This is a genomic window from Actinophytocola sp. (genome assembly GCF_035634895.1).
Lineage (GTDB): Bacteria > Actinomycetota > Actinomycetes > Mycobacteriales > Pseudonocardiaceae > Actinophytocola.
This window is the reverse complement of sequence record NZ_DASQCC010000257.1, coordinates 61,879-77,961: the sequence shown is the minus strand read 5'-3', so window position 1 is coordinate 77,961 and position 16,083 is coordinate 61,879. Positions and strand designations below refer to the sequence as shown.

The following is a 16,083-nucleotide window of genomic DNA, read 5'->3' as shown; positions in this document are numbered from 1 at the left end:
TTGTTCGGCGTGCGATCGTAAGTGCGTCGAACGGGAGGCACGGATTTCGACACGCGGTTTCCCGGAGCTTCCGGCGGGCTCCGCCGGTTGGTCCTGCCGCTAGTCCTCGGCGCTCACGAAGCCGGTGCGGTAGGCGAAGACGACGGCTTGGACTCGGTCGCGGAGGTCGAGTTTGGTCAGGATGCGGGAGACGTAGGTCTTGACTGTCTCGAAGCCGAGTGTCAGCTCCTCGGCGATCTCCGTGTTGGACAGGCCGCGTGCGATCAGCCGCAGCACCTCACGTTCCCGGGGCGCCAGCATCTCCAGCGGATCTCCCTCCGGTACCACGGCGACGGGCCGGATCCGGTCGGCGAAGCGCCCGATCAGCGTCCGCGTCACGGTGGGCGACAGCAGCGACTCACCCCGCGTCACCGTGCGCACCCCCTTCACCAGCTCGACCAGCGGCGCGTCCTTCAGCAGGAACCCGCTTGCTCCGGCACGCAACGCCTCGTACACGTACTCGTCGGTGTTGAACGTCGTCACGATCAGCACCTTCGGCGCGCCCGCCCGCCCCGCGATCCGCCGCGTGCACTCGATTCCGTCCATCCCCGGCAGGTGGATGTCCATGACCACGACGTCCGGCGCCAGCCGCGCCGCCGCCTCGACCGACGACGGACCGTCCGCCGCCTCCCCGACGACGGCCATGTCCGGCTGCGCGTCGAACACCGTGACGTAACCGGTCCGGACCAGCTCCTGGTCCTCACAGATCAGCAGCCGAGTGGTCACGCGTCCCCCGCGATCGGAATCACGGCATGCACGCGGAACCGTCCGTCCGGCTGCTCACCCGCCGTCAAACCGCCCCCGAGCGTCGTGACCCGTTCCCGCGGCCCGGTCAACCCACGTCCGCCGGACAGTGCACGCCCGGCGCCGACCGTGACCGGCGCGGTCGAACTGGTCACCGCCACCTCGATCCGGCCGTCTCGGTGGGTGGCGTGTACTTCGGTGGGTTGGCCGGTGGCGTATTTCACTGCGGTGGTCAGTCCTTCCTGCACCACTCGGTCCCACACGGCGGCGTCGTGGGCATGCCACCAACTCCGCACCGTCCGCAACCGGTCGGTGACCCAGGTTGTCGGCATGCGCAGAGCCTAGACATCCCCCGGGAGAGGTACTCGCCGATGTCCTCACCCTGGTGACTCGCGCCGACGCCCTGTCCTCCTGTCTTTTCCGTCATTCCCGCGATAACAAGGAAAACGGAGGGCATCACCATGTTCACGCGCGTGCGGCGCGGACTCCTCGTCGTCGCCGGCGTCCTGGCCGCCGCCTCGACGTCGGCCTGCGACGAGGCCGCCACGGCCGCGTCCCCCACGACCGCCACCGTGGCCGAACCGGCTCCGATCACCTGGGGTGCCTGCCCGGCGTCCGTGCCGGGCGCCACGCGGGACCCTCGCCAGACCTGCGGCACGGTGACCGTACCGATGGACTACCGACATCCACGGGGCAGGACCATCACCGTCGAGGTCTCCCGGATCGCCACCGCCGAGCCAGGCAAGCGGCGCGGCGCGCTGGTGCTGAACCCGGGCGGTCCCGCGCTGGCGGGCCTGGACATGCCGGGGGAGATGGCGGCGACCCTCGCGCCCGCGATCCTCGACCAGTACGACCTGGTCGGCTTCGACTCGCGCGGTGTCGGGCACAGCTCGCCGATGAGCTGCGGGCTGTCCGACCCCAGCGAGACCAGCGGGTTCCCGTATCCCGGCGCGGGCGGCTCGATCGAGCCCGACATCACCAGGGCACGCGCGATTGCCAGGCAGTGCGCCGGCATCGGTGACACACGGCTCGTGACCTCGATGTCGTCCGGCAGGCGCTCGGCGAGGAGAGGATCTCGTACTGGGGCCAGTCCTACGGCACGTACCTCGGTGCCGTGTACACCACGCTGTTCCCGCGGCACAGCGACCGGCTGGTGTTCGAGGGCAACGTCGACCCGAACAGGGTGTGGGCACAGCAGATCCGGACGTGGAACAAGGGCATGGACGCCCGGTTCCCGGACGCCGCCCGCGTCGCCGTGAACGCAGGCCTCGGGCTGGGCGGCACGGTCGAGGAGGTCGAGAAGACGTTCGTCGACGTGGCGGACAAGCTCGACCGGCAGCCGGTTCCGGTGCCAGGCACGCCGGTGTCCCTCAACGGAGGGCTGCTGCGGGCGGTCACGTACCAGCTGCTGATGCACGACGACACACTCGCCCCGCTGACCCGGTCCTGGCGGGCCGCGGCCGACCTGGCCGCCGGGAACGCGCCGGACCTGGCCGTGCTGTCGCAGGTGTTCGCCGGCTCGCCGGCCGAGCCTGGCGTACCCGCGGACAACCAGATCACGATGAGCCTGGCCATCCTGTGCGGCGACGCCACGTGGTCGCACGATGTGGCGTCGTACGAGACCAACACGGCGGCCGACCGCGAGCGGTACCCGCTCAGCGCCGGGATGCCCGCGAACATCTGGCCGTGCGCGTTCTGGTCCCGCACACCGGTCGAGGCAGCGGTCACGGTGACGGCGAAGGGCCCACGTGACGTCCTGATCCTGCAGAACCGCCGCGACAACGCGACGCCGTGGGAGTCCGGGCTCGGGATGCGCAGGGCGCTGGGCGGTCGCGCCGGCTTCGTCGGCGTCGACAACGGCGGGCACTACGTGTACGGCACCGGCTCGACGTGCGCCGACGAGGCCGCGGTCGCGTTCCTGACCGCGGGAACGTTGCCGGCCAAGGACATCTCCTGCTGATTCTCGTTGTGACGACGGGAACCCCGGAGATGACCTGGTTGCGCGGATGCGCTTCCCCTGGTCGCCGCGACGCTCCTCCTCCGCCACGCGGTCCGCAAGGGCCGAGTCATACACCGCGGGACACTAGTCTCGCGGTTTCAGGCAGAGGCGACAAGGGAAAGCGGTGCCGCCGACGTGGGTCTGGGCGAACTCCTCCAACTCGACCCACTGGCCGCAGAACTTGATGTACTCGCCGGTCCACCGGACGCCGCGTGCCGGAACGCCGGCGATGGTGCGGCAAGTGGCACGGTGGAGCATCAGGTAGTTCGGCGCGGGGTTGCGTGCCGTGTTGAGGACGTACAGGCCGGGATGCTTGGCCAGCCAGGTCTCATAGCCGACGTCGTCGTCTTCGAATCGTTGCATCCCGGCATCATCCACCAGGCGGTGAGCACTACACGCCGGGCAGGTTCTCGGGAATGTTCCCATGGCGGTGGCCGCCGTCGATGTGTTGTGCTGTGGGATATGTGGGGGAACGGTGGGCGCCTTGTCGCTGTGCTGGCCGTGTTCGTCGTGCTGGTCGGTGGGTGTGGGCAGGCCGAGTCGGTGCCGGTTCGGCGTGGGGTGCCGGTGCGGGAGGTGCTTCCGGCGGAGGTGCGGGACCCGGCGCCGCCACCGAACTCGACCACGGAGTCGACCGAATGTGGGGACCCTCGGGCGAGTTTGCGGCCGACCGAGGCGCTGCCCGCGCCCGGTCGACCGCCGTCCGGGTCGGCGATGGACCGGATCGTGCGTCGGGGGATGTTGGTCGCCGGGGTCAACCAGAACGCCTACCGCGTCGGTTATCGGGACCCGGTCTCCGGGGAGCTGAGCGGTTTCGAGATCGACATCGTCCGGGAGATCGCTCGGGCCCTGTTCGGGGATCCCACGCGGGTGCGGTTCGTCGCGATCAACGCCAGCACCCGGGTTTCCCTGCTGCGACAGGGCCGAATCGACCTCGCCGTCCGGACCACCACCATGACCTGTGAGAACTGGCGCGATGCCAACTTCTCCACCGAGTACTACACGGCGAACCAGCGGCTGCTCGTCCGGAACGGGGATCCCGCCACCGAGATCGAGCAGCTCAGCGGGCGGAAGGTCTGCGCGGCCACCGGAAGCACGTCGATCGTCAACATCCCCACCTTCAACCCGAAGGCGATCCCGGTGTCCGCGCCCGATGTCGTGGACTGCCTGGTGATGCTGCAGCAGCACCAGATCGACGCGATCTCCACCTCCGACATCCTGCTCATGGCGCTCGCCGCCCAGGACCCCAACACCAGGGTGGTCGGCCGTGTCCTCAAGCAGCAGCCGTACGGGGTCAGCATCGCGCCGACCGCACCCGAGCTCGTCCGCTTCGTGAACGCCGTCCTGGAACGAATGCGCGCCGACGGCACTTGGACGGCCTCGTACACCCGTTGGCTCTCACCGATTCTCGGGTCACCGCCGCCACCGCCGCTCGCGCGCTACCGGACGTGACCGCTGCTGCCCGGCCTGCGCGCGGCGTACCGTATCCAAGTAGATACCCTGACTGGGTTCGTGAGGAGGTGCTGGCGGTGTCCGTAGCGGAGTTTGTTGGGGGAGGCACGGCACCAGGCCGGCCTGACCCAGGATCAGCTCGCCCAGCAGGCGCACACGTCACGAACGGCCGTGTCGGCGTATGAGAACGGCCGGAAGAAGCCGACGCTGGACACGGCAGAGCGCCTGCTGAACGCCTCGGGCTTCGAGTTGGACATGCGTCCTCGGATCACGTTCCACCCTGTCCCCGGTACCCGAGGTCGCATCTACCAGGTGCCGGACCAGCTCCCGTCACTCCCGCCGCGCAGGGCGTTGGCGACGGTAGCGTTGCCTCTGTCGTTGAACTGGTCGCAGCCTGGCCGGAAGTACCGACTCCGGGACCGGTCGGACCGTGCCCGCGTGTACGAGGCGGTGCTACGGGAGGGCGCCGAAACCGACGTGCTCACCTACATCGACGGCGCCCTGCTGATCGACCTGTGGCAGGAACTGGTGCTCCCTCGCGACATTCGCGCCGTGTGGGAACCCTTGATCGCGGATTCGGTCCCCGCACAGTGACGAACAAGATCACTCTTACCGACTTCCAACTCGAGGTCGCGAGGCTCTTCTTCACCCTGCCAGCCAGCGAGGGCTTCGTTCTCGCCGGCGGTGCCGCGCTCATCGCACAGCATCTGACGTCACGCCCGACCCAGGACCGGTGACCCGGCCCGGAAGACCTGCTTGTCGCGGACGAAAACAAACGTGCGTTGGGCCGCTACATCTGGGTCGCCGAGGGGCTCATTCCTCGTCGGCGGGGTCGAGTAGGTGGCTGGCGGTGAGGGCGAGTCTCGCGCGGGTCAGGCCGGTCGGCTCGGTCAGGTCGATGCCGAGCGTCCGGCCGATCTGCTCCAGCCGGCGGGAAACGCTGCTGTGGTGCAGGTGCAGAACGTCCGCCGCGCGTCGTTGGGAGCCGGTCGCGCAGTAGACGTCCAGGGTCGCGAGGTCCTCGGCGGTCAACCGGCCGACGGCTGCCACGTCCGCGTTGTCGCGCAGGCATTCCTCGGGCACCTGTGCCAGCAGTGCCAACGCCCCCAGATCGCCGTACTCGGCGATCGGCTCCCGTGCGGTCGTGAAGCGCAGCGCCGTGCGGGCCTCCCGCCACGACTCCGCGGGGCTCTCCGCGGCGCCGACCCCCACCCGCACGCCCTCGGGAAACCGGTCCAGGGTCGTTGCCAGGATGACGCCCACGTCGCCCAGGGTGGCCGCCTTCACCGGGCGGCTCGGGCACACCAGTCCGGCCACCTGGTCCAGCGGCACCCGCGACCGCACGGCCGCCACCCGGATCGGCAGGTCCGCCGCGAAACCCAGCAGCCGCAGCGCGCGTGCCCTCGCCGCGTCGTCGCTCTCGGCGCTGATCACCAGTTCCACCAGTGCCGGGTCGGCCATGGTGGTGCGGGCGGGGCCGTACTTCTCCACCACCGCCGCCGCGGCGATGGCCAGGCGGTCCAGTACCGCCTCGTCGAGGGGGCCGGGACGGCCGGGGCGTTCGAGCCACGCCGTGCCGATCTCCTCGTCGTCCAGGGTGATCGGCATCGTCGTCGACGCGGGAGGTGGTGGCTCGGGGGCGGGCCTGCCATCCGGCGTCGTGCGGACCACGCGGCCCGTGCCGTGCAGCCGGATCCCGACCACGCACTCGGCCAGGCCCGCCGACGCCCTGGTCAGTGCCGGCAGGTCCACCCGCCTGCGCATCAGCGTGTCGTAGAACATGACCACCTTCAGCATGCCCTCGACCTGCGGACCCAGGTGCGACAGGCGCTTGGCCAGTGCCTCCATACACCCGAGGATATGCGCGATCGGTGCGTGAGAAGGCCGGAACGCGCGACGGGTGGCGGGTGAACTCCCGCGACCCGACCGACACGATGGTCGGCATGGATCCCGAGCTCGAGGCGTTCATCCCGCTGTTCCCGCCGGCCGACCTCATCGACCCGGTCAACGACCGCAAGCTGCTCGCCGAGCTGGCGGCGGGGGTCCCGCCGCCCGACATCGCGGACATGGCGGTCGAGGACCGCGTCGTACCCGGTGCGCCGGACGTGCCGGTGCGGATCTACCTTCCGCGACAGGCGTCCGGCGCCATCGTCTGGCTGCACGGCGGCGGGTACGTCATGGGCGACGTGGACTCCGAGCACCCGTGGGCCGGCCGGCTCGCGGACCGGGCCGGCGCGGTGGTGCTCTCGGTGAACTTCCGCCTGGCCCCCGAGCACCGGTTCCCGGCTGCCCTCGACGACGCCTACGCCGTGCTGGCCTGGGCGGCCGAGCACGCGGCCGAGCTGGGTGTCGACCCGGGGCGGATCGCGGTCGGTGGGCACAGCGCCGGCGGCGGGCTCGCGGCCGCGCTGGCGCTGCGCGCACGCGACCAGCAGGGCCCGCCGATCTGCTTCCAGCTGCTCAACCAGCCCTCGCTCGACGACCGGATGGACACCTGGTCGGCCCGCAACTTCACGGACACGCCCTGGTCCTATCGCGACAAGGTCGCCAGGTCCTGGCGGCACTACCTCGGCGACGCGGAGGCAACGCCGTACGCCGCCCCGGCCCGGGCCACCGACCTGTCCGGGCTGCCGCCCGCCTACATGGCCACCGCGGAGTTCGACCCGATCCGCGACGAGGCCATCACCTACGCGCTGCGCCTGCTGCGGGTGGGTGTCTCCGTCGAGCTGCACCAGTGGCCCGGCACCTTCCACGGGTCGCAGGCGATCCTGTCCGCCGAGGTGTCCCAGCGGCAGATCGCCGAGCTCAGCGCGGTCCTGCGCCGCGCGTTGGCCGAATGAGAGGACGACTCACATGGAACTCCAACTGGAAAGCCTCGACGCCGCGGCACTGCGGTCCGCGATGGACGGTGTGCACCGCGCGGGAATGCCTGGGTTGTACGCCGAGGTGCGTGCCGGTGGCGAGGTGTGGCTCGGCGCCGCGGGGGTCGCCGACGTCGCGACCGGCCGGCCCGTCGCGCCCGGCATGCGGCACCGCATCGGCAGTGTCACCAAGACCTTCACCGCCGCCGCGGTCCTGCGGCAGGTCGAGAGTGGACGGATCGAGCTCGACGCGCCGATCGGCCGCTACCTGCCCACGCTGGTGCCGGGTGAGCGCGGCGAGCGGATCACGGTGCGGATGCTGCTCAACCACACCAGCGGCATCGCCGACTACCTCCCGTACGCGTTCCCGTCCTTCGCGGGATTCCCCTCGCTGCTGGAGATCTCGCCCGAGAGCATCGACGACAACCGGTTCCGCCGGTTCCTCCCCACCGAACTGATCGGGATGGGGCTCGGCGCGCCGGCCACCGGCGAGCCGGGAGCGCGGCCGGGGGTGTACTCCAACGCCAACTACCTGCTCCTCGGCCAACTCCTGGAGCTGGTCACCGGCACCACGGTCGAGCGGCAGATCACCCGCGACGTCATCCAGCGCGCCGGCCTCCGGCACACCGGGTTCCCGGCCGTGCCGTACATCGACGAGCCGCATTCGCGGATGTACGAGGCGCTGTACGGCCTGATCGACCCGCCACGCGACTACAGCGTCTACAACATGTCCTGGGTGGGGCCGGCGGCCGGGCTGGTGTCGACCGTCTCGGACCTGAACCGCTTCTACGACAAGCTTTTCGCCGGCGAGATCGTGGGCGACTCGTCGCTCGCGCAGATGCGGCGGACGGGTCCGGTCATCGCGCTGGACGGGAAGACGATCGAGTACGGGCTCGGGCTGCACAAGGTCGAGATCCCGGGCCACGGCACGTTCTGGGGCCACGACGGCACGGTCTGGGGCGCCGGCACGGTCTCCATGACCCGCGCCGACGGCGGGCGGCAGCTGTCCGTCGCGGTCAACCTCGTGCGGTGGAACAAGGCGGACTCGGCCGGCGTGCCGCAGCCCCATCCCATCGACGCGGCGCTGGCGGCCTTCCAGCGGCAGGCGTTGTGCGGCCGATGACCACGGATCCGCTGCGTGGTGTTCGTGGACGGCGGCCGGATCGCGGAGATCGCGGAGAAGCGGCGGCGCGATCTCCGCGACTCAGTCCCGGGTGAGGGCCGCGATGAGGCCGGCGTGGTGTGGCCAGCGCCGGGTCAGCTCGGCACGGTCGCCGGGGTCGAAGTCGCTGGGTACGAATCCCGGGGCCATGGTGTTGCCGTAGACGCCGTACTCGCCACCCGGCCGCAGGCGGGCGCCCATCCAGGCGCCGGCGGGGACGACGGTCTGGACATGCTGTCCCCTGAGGACGTCGGTGCCAAGGATGGTCAGCTCGTCACGGCCGTCGGGGTGGAGGAGGAGCAGCTCGATCGGGTCGCCGAGGTAGAAGTGCCAGATCTCGTCGGTGGGCAGGCGGTGCATGTCCGAGAACGAGCCGGGCTCGTCGGTGAACATGGCCACCATGCCGGTGCCGAGGGGCTTGCCGTCGGGGCCTTTGCCGGCCGACTCGTAGGTCGGGGTGAACAGCACGTCCTCCTGCGGCAGCTTGGTCATCCCCCACAGCTGCCGCAGCTCCTCCGCGGTCGGTCGCATGCCGGCCATTCTGCCGCACACCGGTGCGGCGCGACCGGCTCGACCGGCGGCCGTCGAGTGTTCTCGCGGTGTGATGATGTCGCCGGTGGGTGGGGATGGCATTCTTTGGGGCATGGGTCGTGATGAGATGCGGGCCGCCGACAGTGATCGCCAGGCTGTCGCGGACAAGCTGAAGAAGGCGATGGACGAGGGCAGGCTCGATCTCGCCGAGTACGACGAGCGTCTGCAGAAGACCTACGCCGCCAGGACCTACGGCGACCTGAAGGGGCTGCTCGACGACCTGCCCGGCAGCACGGCGCCCGTCCACGCCCCGGCCGGTGCACAGCCCACCCCCGCCGCGGCGGCCCCGGTGCCCGCGGCGGTCCGCGACCGTTCCGGTCAGCTCGTCCGCGCGTGGCTGGGCGGTTTCGGCGGAATCTTCGTCCTCTCGTCGGTGATCTGGCTGGTTACCAGCATCACCACCGGGCATCTCCTGTACTTCTGGCCGGTCTGGCTGCTCATCCCGATGGTGCTCGGCGCCCTTGGCCGCTTCGGCGGCGGGGAGGGCCGGCGCGAGCACGACCGCCGGCGTGGCCGCCGGGACCGCTGACCGCCGCCGCGACAACGGTTCACCATGCCTCGGACATTTGGTCCGGGGCATTCCGAAGTTTGTGTTGACCGGCGACATCAACCAGGTCAACGCATATGTTGATCACTCTGTGTGTGACAGTGGCAGACGGTTGGTGGCCGTTGCCGTCCCACATACTCCAACTGTCGTTGATTAGCCGCCGAACGGGCTATCTGAATTGGGTGAACCCTTACTTAAATTGCCTGTTCAGGGAATTCATCTCCAGGGGGGTTCATGATCTCGCGGCAGTCGCCGCCTGCGCCGACGAGCGTGCACGGCCTGGTGGCGCGATGGGTGCGCCGGACCCCGACCGCCTGTGCGGTGACCGAAAGCGAGAGCGGTCGCTCGCTGACCTACGAGGAACTGTGGCGCCACGCCGGCTGGCTGGCCGCGGAGCTGGCCGGCGCCCCGCGGCGCCTGGTTGCCGCCGCCGCGAGCCCGTCCGTCGACCTCGCCGTCGCGCTGCTCGGCATTCTGCGTGCCGGCGCGGCGTACGTGCCGCTCGACCCGCACGCGCCGGCCGACCGGCTGGCGGCGATCCTCCACGAGGCCGGTGACCCGCCCGTCGTGGTCGCCGCGGGCGAGCCGGGTGACCGGTGGGCCGACCGGCTGGCCGGACACCCGGTGGTGCGGGTCCCGGCCGGCGGCGGGAGCGCCGTCGACGGCGAGGCCGGCGCGGACAGTCCCGCGTACGTGTCGTTCACGTCGGGGTCGACCGGCCGGCCGAAGGGCGTGGTCGTGCCGCACCGCGCGGTCGCGCGACTGGTGCTCGAACCCAACTACTGCACGATCTCGCCCGGCGACCGGGTCGCGAACATGGCGAACCCGGCGTTCGACGCGACGACGTTCGAGCTGTGGAGCACGCTGACCGCCGGCGGCACGGTGGTGGTGCTGCCGACGCCGGCGGAGCTGCCGGTCGACGAGTGGATCGCGCGGATCGCCGGCGCGGCGGTCGACACGATGTTCCTGACCACGTCGATGTTCCACACCATCGCCCGCGAGCGGCCGGGTGCCTTCGCCACGCTGGCGAACCTCGTCGTCGGCGGCGAGCAGCTGGACCTCGCGGTGTCCCGCCGGGTGCTCGCCGGGAAACCGCCGGGACGGCTGGTCAACGGCTACGGCCCCACCGAGACGACGACGTTCGCGGCGGCGTACGAGTGCACCGAGGAGAGCCTGCGTGGCATGGCCAAGGTGCCGATCGGCTACCCGCTGCAGCGCACCGAGCTGCTGGTGCTGGACGAGCGGCTGACCCCGGTGACCCCGGGCGAGGTCGGTGAGCTGTGCGTGGGCGGCCCGGGCGTGGCGCTCGGCTACCTCGGCCAGCCGGAGCTGACCGCGCGCAGGTTCGTCGAGTGGGCGGGCCGGACGATCTACCGCACCGGCGACCTGGTCCGGGAGCTGCCCGGCGGCGCGCTCGAGGTGGTGGGGCGCAGCGACCGGCAGGTGAAGGTGCGCGGGTTCCGCATCGAGCTGGAGGAGATCGAGCACGCCACCGCGGCGACCGGTCTGGTCGAGGCGGTGTTCGTGGAGAAGGTCGGCGAGGGACCGAACGCGGCACTCGTCGGTTTCGTGCTGCCCGCCGGTGCCGCCGGTGCCGCCGATCATGACGGCCTGGCCGCGGTGCTGCGGACGCGGCTGGCGGAGACGTTGCCGGGCTACATGGTCCCGGCCCGCTGGGTGCCGCTGGACGCCGTGCCACTGGGCCCGACCGGCAAGGCCGACCGCACGGCCATGCTCGCGATGCTGGCCGCTCCCGCACCACCGGCCGCACCTGACTCCACGGGACCGGCGGAGCCCGCACGACAGGCGGAGCTCGCGGTTGTCGGGCAGGTGGTCGCGGAGGTGCTCGGCGTCGACGGCGTGGCCGCGTCCGACAACTTCCTCGACCTGGGCGGCAACTCCATCCTGGCCGTGCGGATCGCGTCGCGGATCGGGGCGCGGCTGGCGGTGGACGTGGACCCGACGGAGCTGCTGCTGGCCGAGACCCTCGCCGAGTTCGCCGGCACGCTGGCGAGCGAAGCGGTGGCCGGCGCATGAAGGGCGAGTTAGCCGGCACCGGCGCGACGGTCGCCCCGCTGTCCTCCGCGCAGGAGCGGCTCTGGCTGATCGACCAGGGCGCCCCCGGGTCGCCGGTGTACAACGTGCCACTGCTCCTGTGGTGGGCGCGGCCGGTGGACGTGACCGCGTTGCGGGCCGCGATGACCATGCTGGTCCAGCGGCACGACGTGCTGCGCACCAACTACCAGCGCCGCGGCGACCAGGTGGTGCAGGTCGTGGCGCCGCCCGCGCCGGTGCCGGTCGAGGTCGTCGCCGACCTGGCCACGCCGGGGGAGGTGCGGGCCGACGCGCTGCGCCGCGCCCGGTCGGGGTTCGACCTCGCCACCGAGCTTCCCGTGCGCTGTGTCGTGTGGCCGGCCGGGAACGCGGTCCTCCTGCTGGTCCACCACATCGCCGTGGACGGGTGGTCGCTGGCGCCGCTGTTCGAGGAGCTGGCACAGCTGTACCGCGCGGAGGAGCTGCCGCCCGTCGAGCTGCGGTACGTCGACTACGCGGCGTGGGAGCGGCCCCAGCTCGACGATCTGCGCCAGCAGCTGACGCGGCGCGCCGACGAGCTGCTTCAGGTGCCCACACCGTTGCTGCTGGGCGGCGCCCGGGCGGTCGCGGCGACCCCGGAGGGGGCGCGGCCGGGCCGGCAGGTCGACTTCGCCGTCGGCGCGGCACAGGTCCAGGCCGCCGAGCGGCTGGCGCGGGAGTCGCGGACCACGCCGTTCGTCGTGTTCATGGCCGCGTACCTGGAGACGCTGCGCCGCTGGTCGGACCGAGCGGACTTCCTGGTCGGCACGTTCACCGTGAACCGGCCGCACGCGGCGCTGGAGCGGATGGTCGGATTCTTCGTGAACACGGTCCCGCTGCGCTGCCACTGCGACGGGACCGAGACCTTCCGCGAGCTGCTCACCGCGACCAGGGCGGAGGCGTTCGCCACCCTGCGCCTGCAGCGGTTGCCGTACGACCGGCTCGCCGCGACGGTCACGGCGCGGGGCAGGCGGGCGTTGCCGGACGTCGGGTTCGCGTACCAGAACTTCCCGGCGCCGCGGCTGGAAACGCCGCCGTGGCGGTCGGAGCTGCTGCCCACCGGCACGGCCAAGGCCGACGTCCTACTCATCGTCGACGCGGCCGAGGCCGGCACCACCGGCACGCTGGAGTACGCCACCGACCGCTACCCGGAGGAGTTCGGCGACCGGTTCGCCGCCGACTACCAGGCGGTGCTCGCGGCGGCACTGGCCGAACCGGACCGGCGACTGTCCTCTGTGGAGATACCGTACGGTCCGGCCGGGGCGGTCGAGTCGCCGGTCGAGGAGCCCGTCGCGGGTGGGGTGCCCGCGCCACGGTTCGAACGCCGGGCCGGCGAGCTGTTCCACAATGCTCTGTCCACAGTGGACGGACTGGTGACCGGCCGACCGCGTGCCGAGGACAACTTCTTCGCGCTCGGCGGCAACTCGATGCTCGCGGTGACCATGCTGGCCAGAGCGGGTTCGGCGGTCACGCCACGCGAGTTCCTCGGCGACCCCACCGTCGCCGGACTGGCTCGGCTGCTCGCCCGGGTCGACGGCACCGAGACCGCTTCGCCGGCCGGCGAGCCGGCCGGCGAACGACCCGCGACCTCCGTCCAACAGCGGATGTGGGTCCAGGACCGCATGCGCCACCTCCGCGCCGCCTACCTCGTCCCCACTGTCCTCCGGTTCGACGGCGACCTCGCGGTGGACCGGCTCCGCGCCGCCGTGGACACCGTGCTCGCCCGCCATCCCGCGCTGCGGTCCCGGTTCCGGCTCGACCGGGCGGCGAAGCGGGTCGTCCACACCACCACCGGCGAGCCGGCCCGCACGGACGTCACGGACGTCTCCACGTGGCACGACGACAAGCTGGCCGAGCACCTCGCCACCCTCTGCTGGACGCCGTTCGACCTCGCGGCCGATGCCCCCGCGCGTGCGGAGATCCTGACCGGGCACAACGAAACCCTGCTCGTCCTCTGTGCCCACCACATCGTCGTCGACGGGCACTCCCGCCAGCTCCTCCTCGACCAGATCGGCGCCGCCTACCGGGGCGAGCCGCTGCCCGACCCGGCGGACCCGCCACCCGACGAACCGGGGACCGGCGCCGCGGCCGTGGTCGCCGCCCTCACCGGCGCGCCCGGCGACATCGCCCTGCCCCACGACCGCCCGCGTGGCCCGCTGCAGTCCGTCGACGCCGCCACCGTGCGCCGCCGGCTCGACGCCACCCGGACCGCGGGGCTCCGCCAGGTCATCGCCGACGCCGGGTGCAGCCTCTTCCTGGCCACCGTCACCCTCGCGGCGGCCTCCCTCTCCCGGCACGGCACACAACGCGACTTCCTCTTCGTCTTCCCCTGGTCCGAGCGGCCCGGAGGGGCGGTCGGCATGTTCGTCAACACCGTCCCGATCCGGGCGGACCTGCGGGGCACGCCGACCTGGCAGGACGCGTTGCGCCGGGTGGCCACCGCCGGTGCGGTCGGCTACCGCCATGCCGACGTGCCGTTCGACCTGGTCGCCGCGGCGCTGCAACCCGAGCGGGACCTCAGCCGGCCGCCCGTCACGCCGGTCCAGGTGTCGGCGGGCACCGAGCCCCGCCCACCCGACCTCGGCGTGCCGGCCAGCCTGCTTCCGTTGCGGCCGCTGAAGTCCAAGTACGAGCTGGAGTTCCTGGCGCTCGATGCCGGCGACGAGCTGGTGTTCGAGCTGACCTACCTGACCGGCCTCTTCGACGCGGCCACCGCGGCCGAGCTGGCCGACACCCTGCTGGCGGCGGCCACCGAACTGGCCGGCCACCCGCGGTCCCTTCTCTGAACAAAGGAAACCAATGACACACAACGAAACCATCGTGCGCCAGGACCTGGTCGCGCGGGTGCGGCAGGCGTGGGCCGAGGTGCTGGACATCACCGAGGACGCCGTGCCGCTGGACGTCAACTTCTTCGACGCCGGTGGCGACTCCATGCTGCTGATGCTCCTCACCGACGTGCTCAACGAGACCGGCGACGTGTGGGTCGATTCGGTCGACTTGTTCCAGCACAGCACGGTGACCGCCCAGGCCGACCTGCTGGCCGCGGCAGGATGACCACGCCGACGCTGTACGAGTGGTTCGCCGCCTCGGCCGCGCGATTACCCGACGCGGTGGCGGTCGAGGTCGACGACCGCGAGGTGACCTACCGCGAGCTCGACGAGCTGTCCGCCCGGCTCGCCACCCGGCTGGTCGCCGAGTGCGGGGAGGTGCCGGGCCGGGTCGCACTGCTGGCCTCGCGCAGCCTGCTCGCCTTCGCCGGGTACCTGGCCATCACCCGCCTCGGCGCGGTGGTTGTGCCGCTCAACCCCGACCACCCGGTCGCCCGTGGTCGCGCCATCCGTGCCGCCGCACAACCGGAGCTGCTGCTGGCCGACGCGGCCGGCGCCAGGCTGGCACCCGAGTTCGCGGTGCCGCGCACGCTCGTCGACCCGCCACTGTCCACGGTGGACCTGCCGTCGGTCCGCCGGGACCCGGACGCGGTGGCCTACATCCTGTTCACCTCGGGCTCCACCGGCCGCCCCAAGGGCGTGCCGATCCGGCACCGCAACGTGAGTCCGTTCGTGGCGCACAACGTGGCGCGGTTCGGGGTCGGTCCCGGCGCCCGCATGTCGCACACCTTCGACCTGAGCTTCGACGTCTCGATCTTCGACCTGTTCGTCACCTGGGCAGGCGGCGCGACGCTGGTCTGCCCTCGCCGCGCCGAGCTGGTGGAGCCCGTGCGCTACATCGCGGAGCGCCGGCTCACCCACTGGATCTCCGTCCCGTCGGTGATCTCGGTCGCCGCCCAGCTGGGCACGCTGCGTGCCGGGCTGCCCAACGAGCTGCGCCACAGCGTCTTCTGCGGTGAGCAGCTGACCCTGGCGCAGGCACGTGCCTGGCACGCCGTGGTGCCCGGCGCCGAGATCGCCAACGCCCACGGCCCGACCGAGACGACCGTGCTGTGCGCCGACCACGCGCTGCCCGCGGACGAGACGGCGTGGCCACGCACCACCAACGACAGCGTGCCGATCGCGCTCACCTATCCGCACCTGGAGTCGGTGGTGGTCGACGGCGCCGGCAACCCCGCCGAGGAGGGCGAGCTGTGCCTGCGTGGCGCCCAGCGGTTCGACGGCTACCTCGACCCGGCCGACAACGCGGGCAGGTTCGTCGCCCGCGCCGGTGACGGCGTGGTCCCGGTGGCCGGTCCGGTCCGGCCGGAGCACTACTACCGCACCGGCGACGTGGTACGCCGCGACGGCGACGCGTGGGTGCACGTCGGCCGGACCGACCACCAGGTGCAGGTGCGGGGGCACCGCGTGGAGCTGGGCGAGGTCGAGGCGGCGCTGCGGCGCACCGACGGCGTGCACACCGCGGTGGTCGTGGCCACGAGACGCGACGGCGAGACCGAGCTGGTCGGCTTCTACACCGGCGTCCCCGCGGTGACCGACGTGCGTCGCGCGGTACGCGGGCGGCTGCCCATCTACATGGTGCCCCGCCGCCTGGTCCAGCTACCGAGCATGCCGCTCAACGCCAACGGAAAGTTCGACCGTCCACAGCTGCGCGAGCTGGCCGCCACAAGCCTGCCCGCGCACTAGTGCGGTGTCCACCAACGTTCGCCGGGTCTCTCGGCGGCCCA

Annotated in this window: 16 protein-coding genes; 10 read left to right on the top strand and 6 right to left on the bottom strand. The window is 71.8% G+C overall.

Annotated features, from left to right (window positions below):
• Window positions 1-99 precede the first annotated feature (99 nt).
• The 3 genes from VET29_RS39895 to VET29_RS39885 all read right to left on the bottom strand — a co-directional run bounded on the left by VET29_RS39895 (window position 100) and on the right by VET29_RS39885 (window position 1,807).
• A complete protein-coding gene (locus VET29_RS39895) occupies window positions 100-765 on the bottom strand; it encodes a response regulator transcription factor (protein WP_324931237.1) in 666 nt (221 codons plus the stop codon).
• A complete protein-coding gene (locus tag VET29_RS39890; RefSeq protein ID WP_324931234.1) occupies window positions 762-1,115 on the bottom strand; it encodes an ATP-binding protein in 354 nt (117 codons plus the stop codon). Before VET29_RS39890 ends, VET29_RS39895 begins: the two co-directional genes overlap by 4 nt.
• Window positions 1,116-1,459: 344 nt before the next feature.
• Window positions 1,460-1,807 carry a hypothetical protein gene (locus VET29_RS39885; RefSeq protein ID WP_324931231.1) on the bottom strand — a complete coding sequence of 116 codons (348 nt, stop codon included), beginning with the start codon at window positions 1,805-1,807 and terminating at the stop codon, window positions 1,460-1,462.
• Between the two features lie 48 nt (window positions 1,808-1,855).
• Here VET29_RS39885 and VET29_RS39880 point away from each other — a divergent pair, with 48 nt between their 5' ends.
• A complete protein-coding gene (locus VET29_RS39880) occupies window positions 1,856-2,743 on the top strand; it encodes an alpha/beta hydrolase (RefSeq protein WP_324931299.1) in 888 nt (295 codons plus the stop codon).
• A gap of 123 nt (window positions 2,744-2,866) precedes the next feature.
• Here VET29_RS39880 and VET29_RS39875 read toward each other — a convergent pair whose 3' ends face one another.
• The gene (locus VET29_RS39875) at window positions 2,867-3,145 is read right to left on the bottom strand and encodes a hypothetical protein (RefSeq protein ID WP_324931229.1); all 279 of its coding nucleotides are present in this window, start codon (window positions 3,143-3,145) and stop codon (window positions 2,867-2,869) included.
• A gap of 129 nt (window positions 3,146-3,274) precedes the next feature.
• On the opposite strand from VET29_RS39875, the gene VET29_RS39870 reads away from it, so the two are divergent.
• A complete protein-coding gene (locus VET29_RS39870) occupies window positions 3,275-4,234 on the top strand; it encodes a glutamate ABC transporter substrate-binding protein (protein ID WP_324931226.1) in 960 nt (319 codons plus the stop codon).
• 96 nt (window positions 4,235-4,330) lie between these two features.
• A complete protein-coding gene (locus VET29_RS39865) occupies window positions 4,331-4,828 on the top strand; it encodes a helix-turn-helix transcriptional regulator (RefSeq protein WP_324931223.1) in 498 nt (165 codons plus the stop codon).
• Window positions 4,829-5,047: 219 nt separating this feature from the next.
• Here VET29_RS39865 and VET29_RS39860 read toward each other — a convergent pair whose 3' ends face one another.
• Window positions 5,048-6,082: a helix-turn-helix domain-containing protein gene (locus VET29_RS39860; protein WP_324931220.1), complete on the bottom strand. Its 1,035-nt coding sequence runs from the start codon at window positions 6,080-6,082 to the stop codon at window positions 5,048-5,050.
• A gap of 95 nt (window positions 6,083-6,177) precedes the next feature.
• Between VET29_RS39860 and VET29_RS39855 the strand changes: the two genes are divergently transcribed.
• Window positions 6,178-7,074, top strand: a complete 897-nt coding sequence (locus tag VET29_RS39855) for an alpha/beta hydrolase (protein WP_414636727.1) — start codon at window positions 6,178-6,180, stop codon at window positions 7,072-7,074.
• A gap of 13 nt (window positions 7,075-7,087) precedes the next feature.
• Window positions 7,088-8,218 (top strand): serine hydrolase domain-containing protein, encoded by a 1,131-nt coding sequence (locus VET29_RS39850; protein WP_324931215.1) that lies wholly within the window; start codon window positions 7,088-7,090, stop codon window positions 8,216-8,218.
• 81 nt (window positions 8,219-8,299) lie between these two features.
• Here the strand turns inward: VET29_RS39850 and VET29_RS39845 are convergent, their stop codons facing one another.
• Entirely contained in the window at window positions 8,300-8,788 is a 489-nt protein-coding gene (locus tag VET29_RS39845; RefSeq protein ID WP_324931213.1) for a cupin domain-containing protein, read from the bottom strand.
• A 112-nt stretch (window positions 8,789-8,900) separates the two neighbouring features.
• On the opposite strand from VET29_RS39845, the gene VET29_RS39840 reads away from it, so the two are divergent.
• The 5 genes from VET29_RS39840 (at window position 8,901) to VET29_RS39820 (ending at window position 16,042) form a co-directional block, all read left to right on the top strand.
• Window positions 8,901-9,377 carry a DUF1707 domain-containing protein gene (locus VET29_RS39840; RefSeq protein WP_324931210.1) on the top strand — a complete coding sequence of 159 codons (477 nt, stop codon included), beginning with the start codon at window positions 8,901-8,903 and terminating at the stop codon, window positions 9,375-9,377.
• A 252-nt stretch (window positions 9,378-9,629) separates the two neighbouring features.
• The gene (locus VET29_RS39835; protein ID WP_324931207.1) at window positions 9,630-11,432 is read left to right on the top strand and encodes a non-ribosomal peptide synthetase; all 1,803 of its coding nucleotides are present in this window, start codon (window positions 9,630-9,632) and stop codon (window positions 11,430-11,432) included.
• Window positions 11,429-14,254 (top strand): condensation domain-containing protein, encoded by a 2,826-nt coding sequence (locus VET29_RS39830; protein WP_324931204.1) that lies wholly within the window; start codon window positions 11,429-11,431, stop codon window positions 14,252-14,254. Before VET29_RS39835 ends, VET29_RS39830 begins: the two co-directional genes overlap by 4 nt.
• 13 nt (window positions 14,255-14,267) lie before the next feature.
• The gene (locus VET29_RS39825) at window positions 14,268-14,522 is read left to right on the top strand and encodes an acyl carrier protein (RefSeq protein ID WP_324931200.1); all 255 of its coding nucleotides are present in this window, start codon (window positions 14,268-14,270) and stop codon (window positions 14,520-14,522) included.
• Complete coding sequence (locus tag VET29_RS39820) at window positions 14,519-16,042, top strand: amino acid adenylation domain-containing protein (RefSeq protein WP_324931196.1); 1,524 nt, start codon at window positions 14,519-14,521, stop codon at window positions 16,040-16,042. Before VET29_RS39825 ends, VET29_RS39820 begins: the two co-directional genes overlap by 4 nt.
• Window positions 16,043-16,083: the final 41 nt, after the last annotated feature.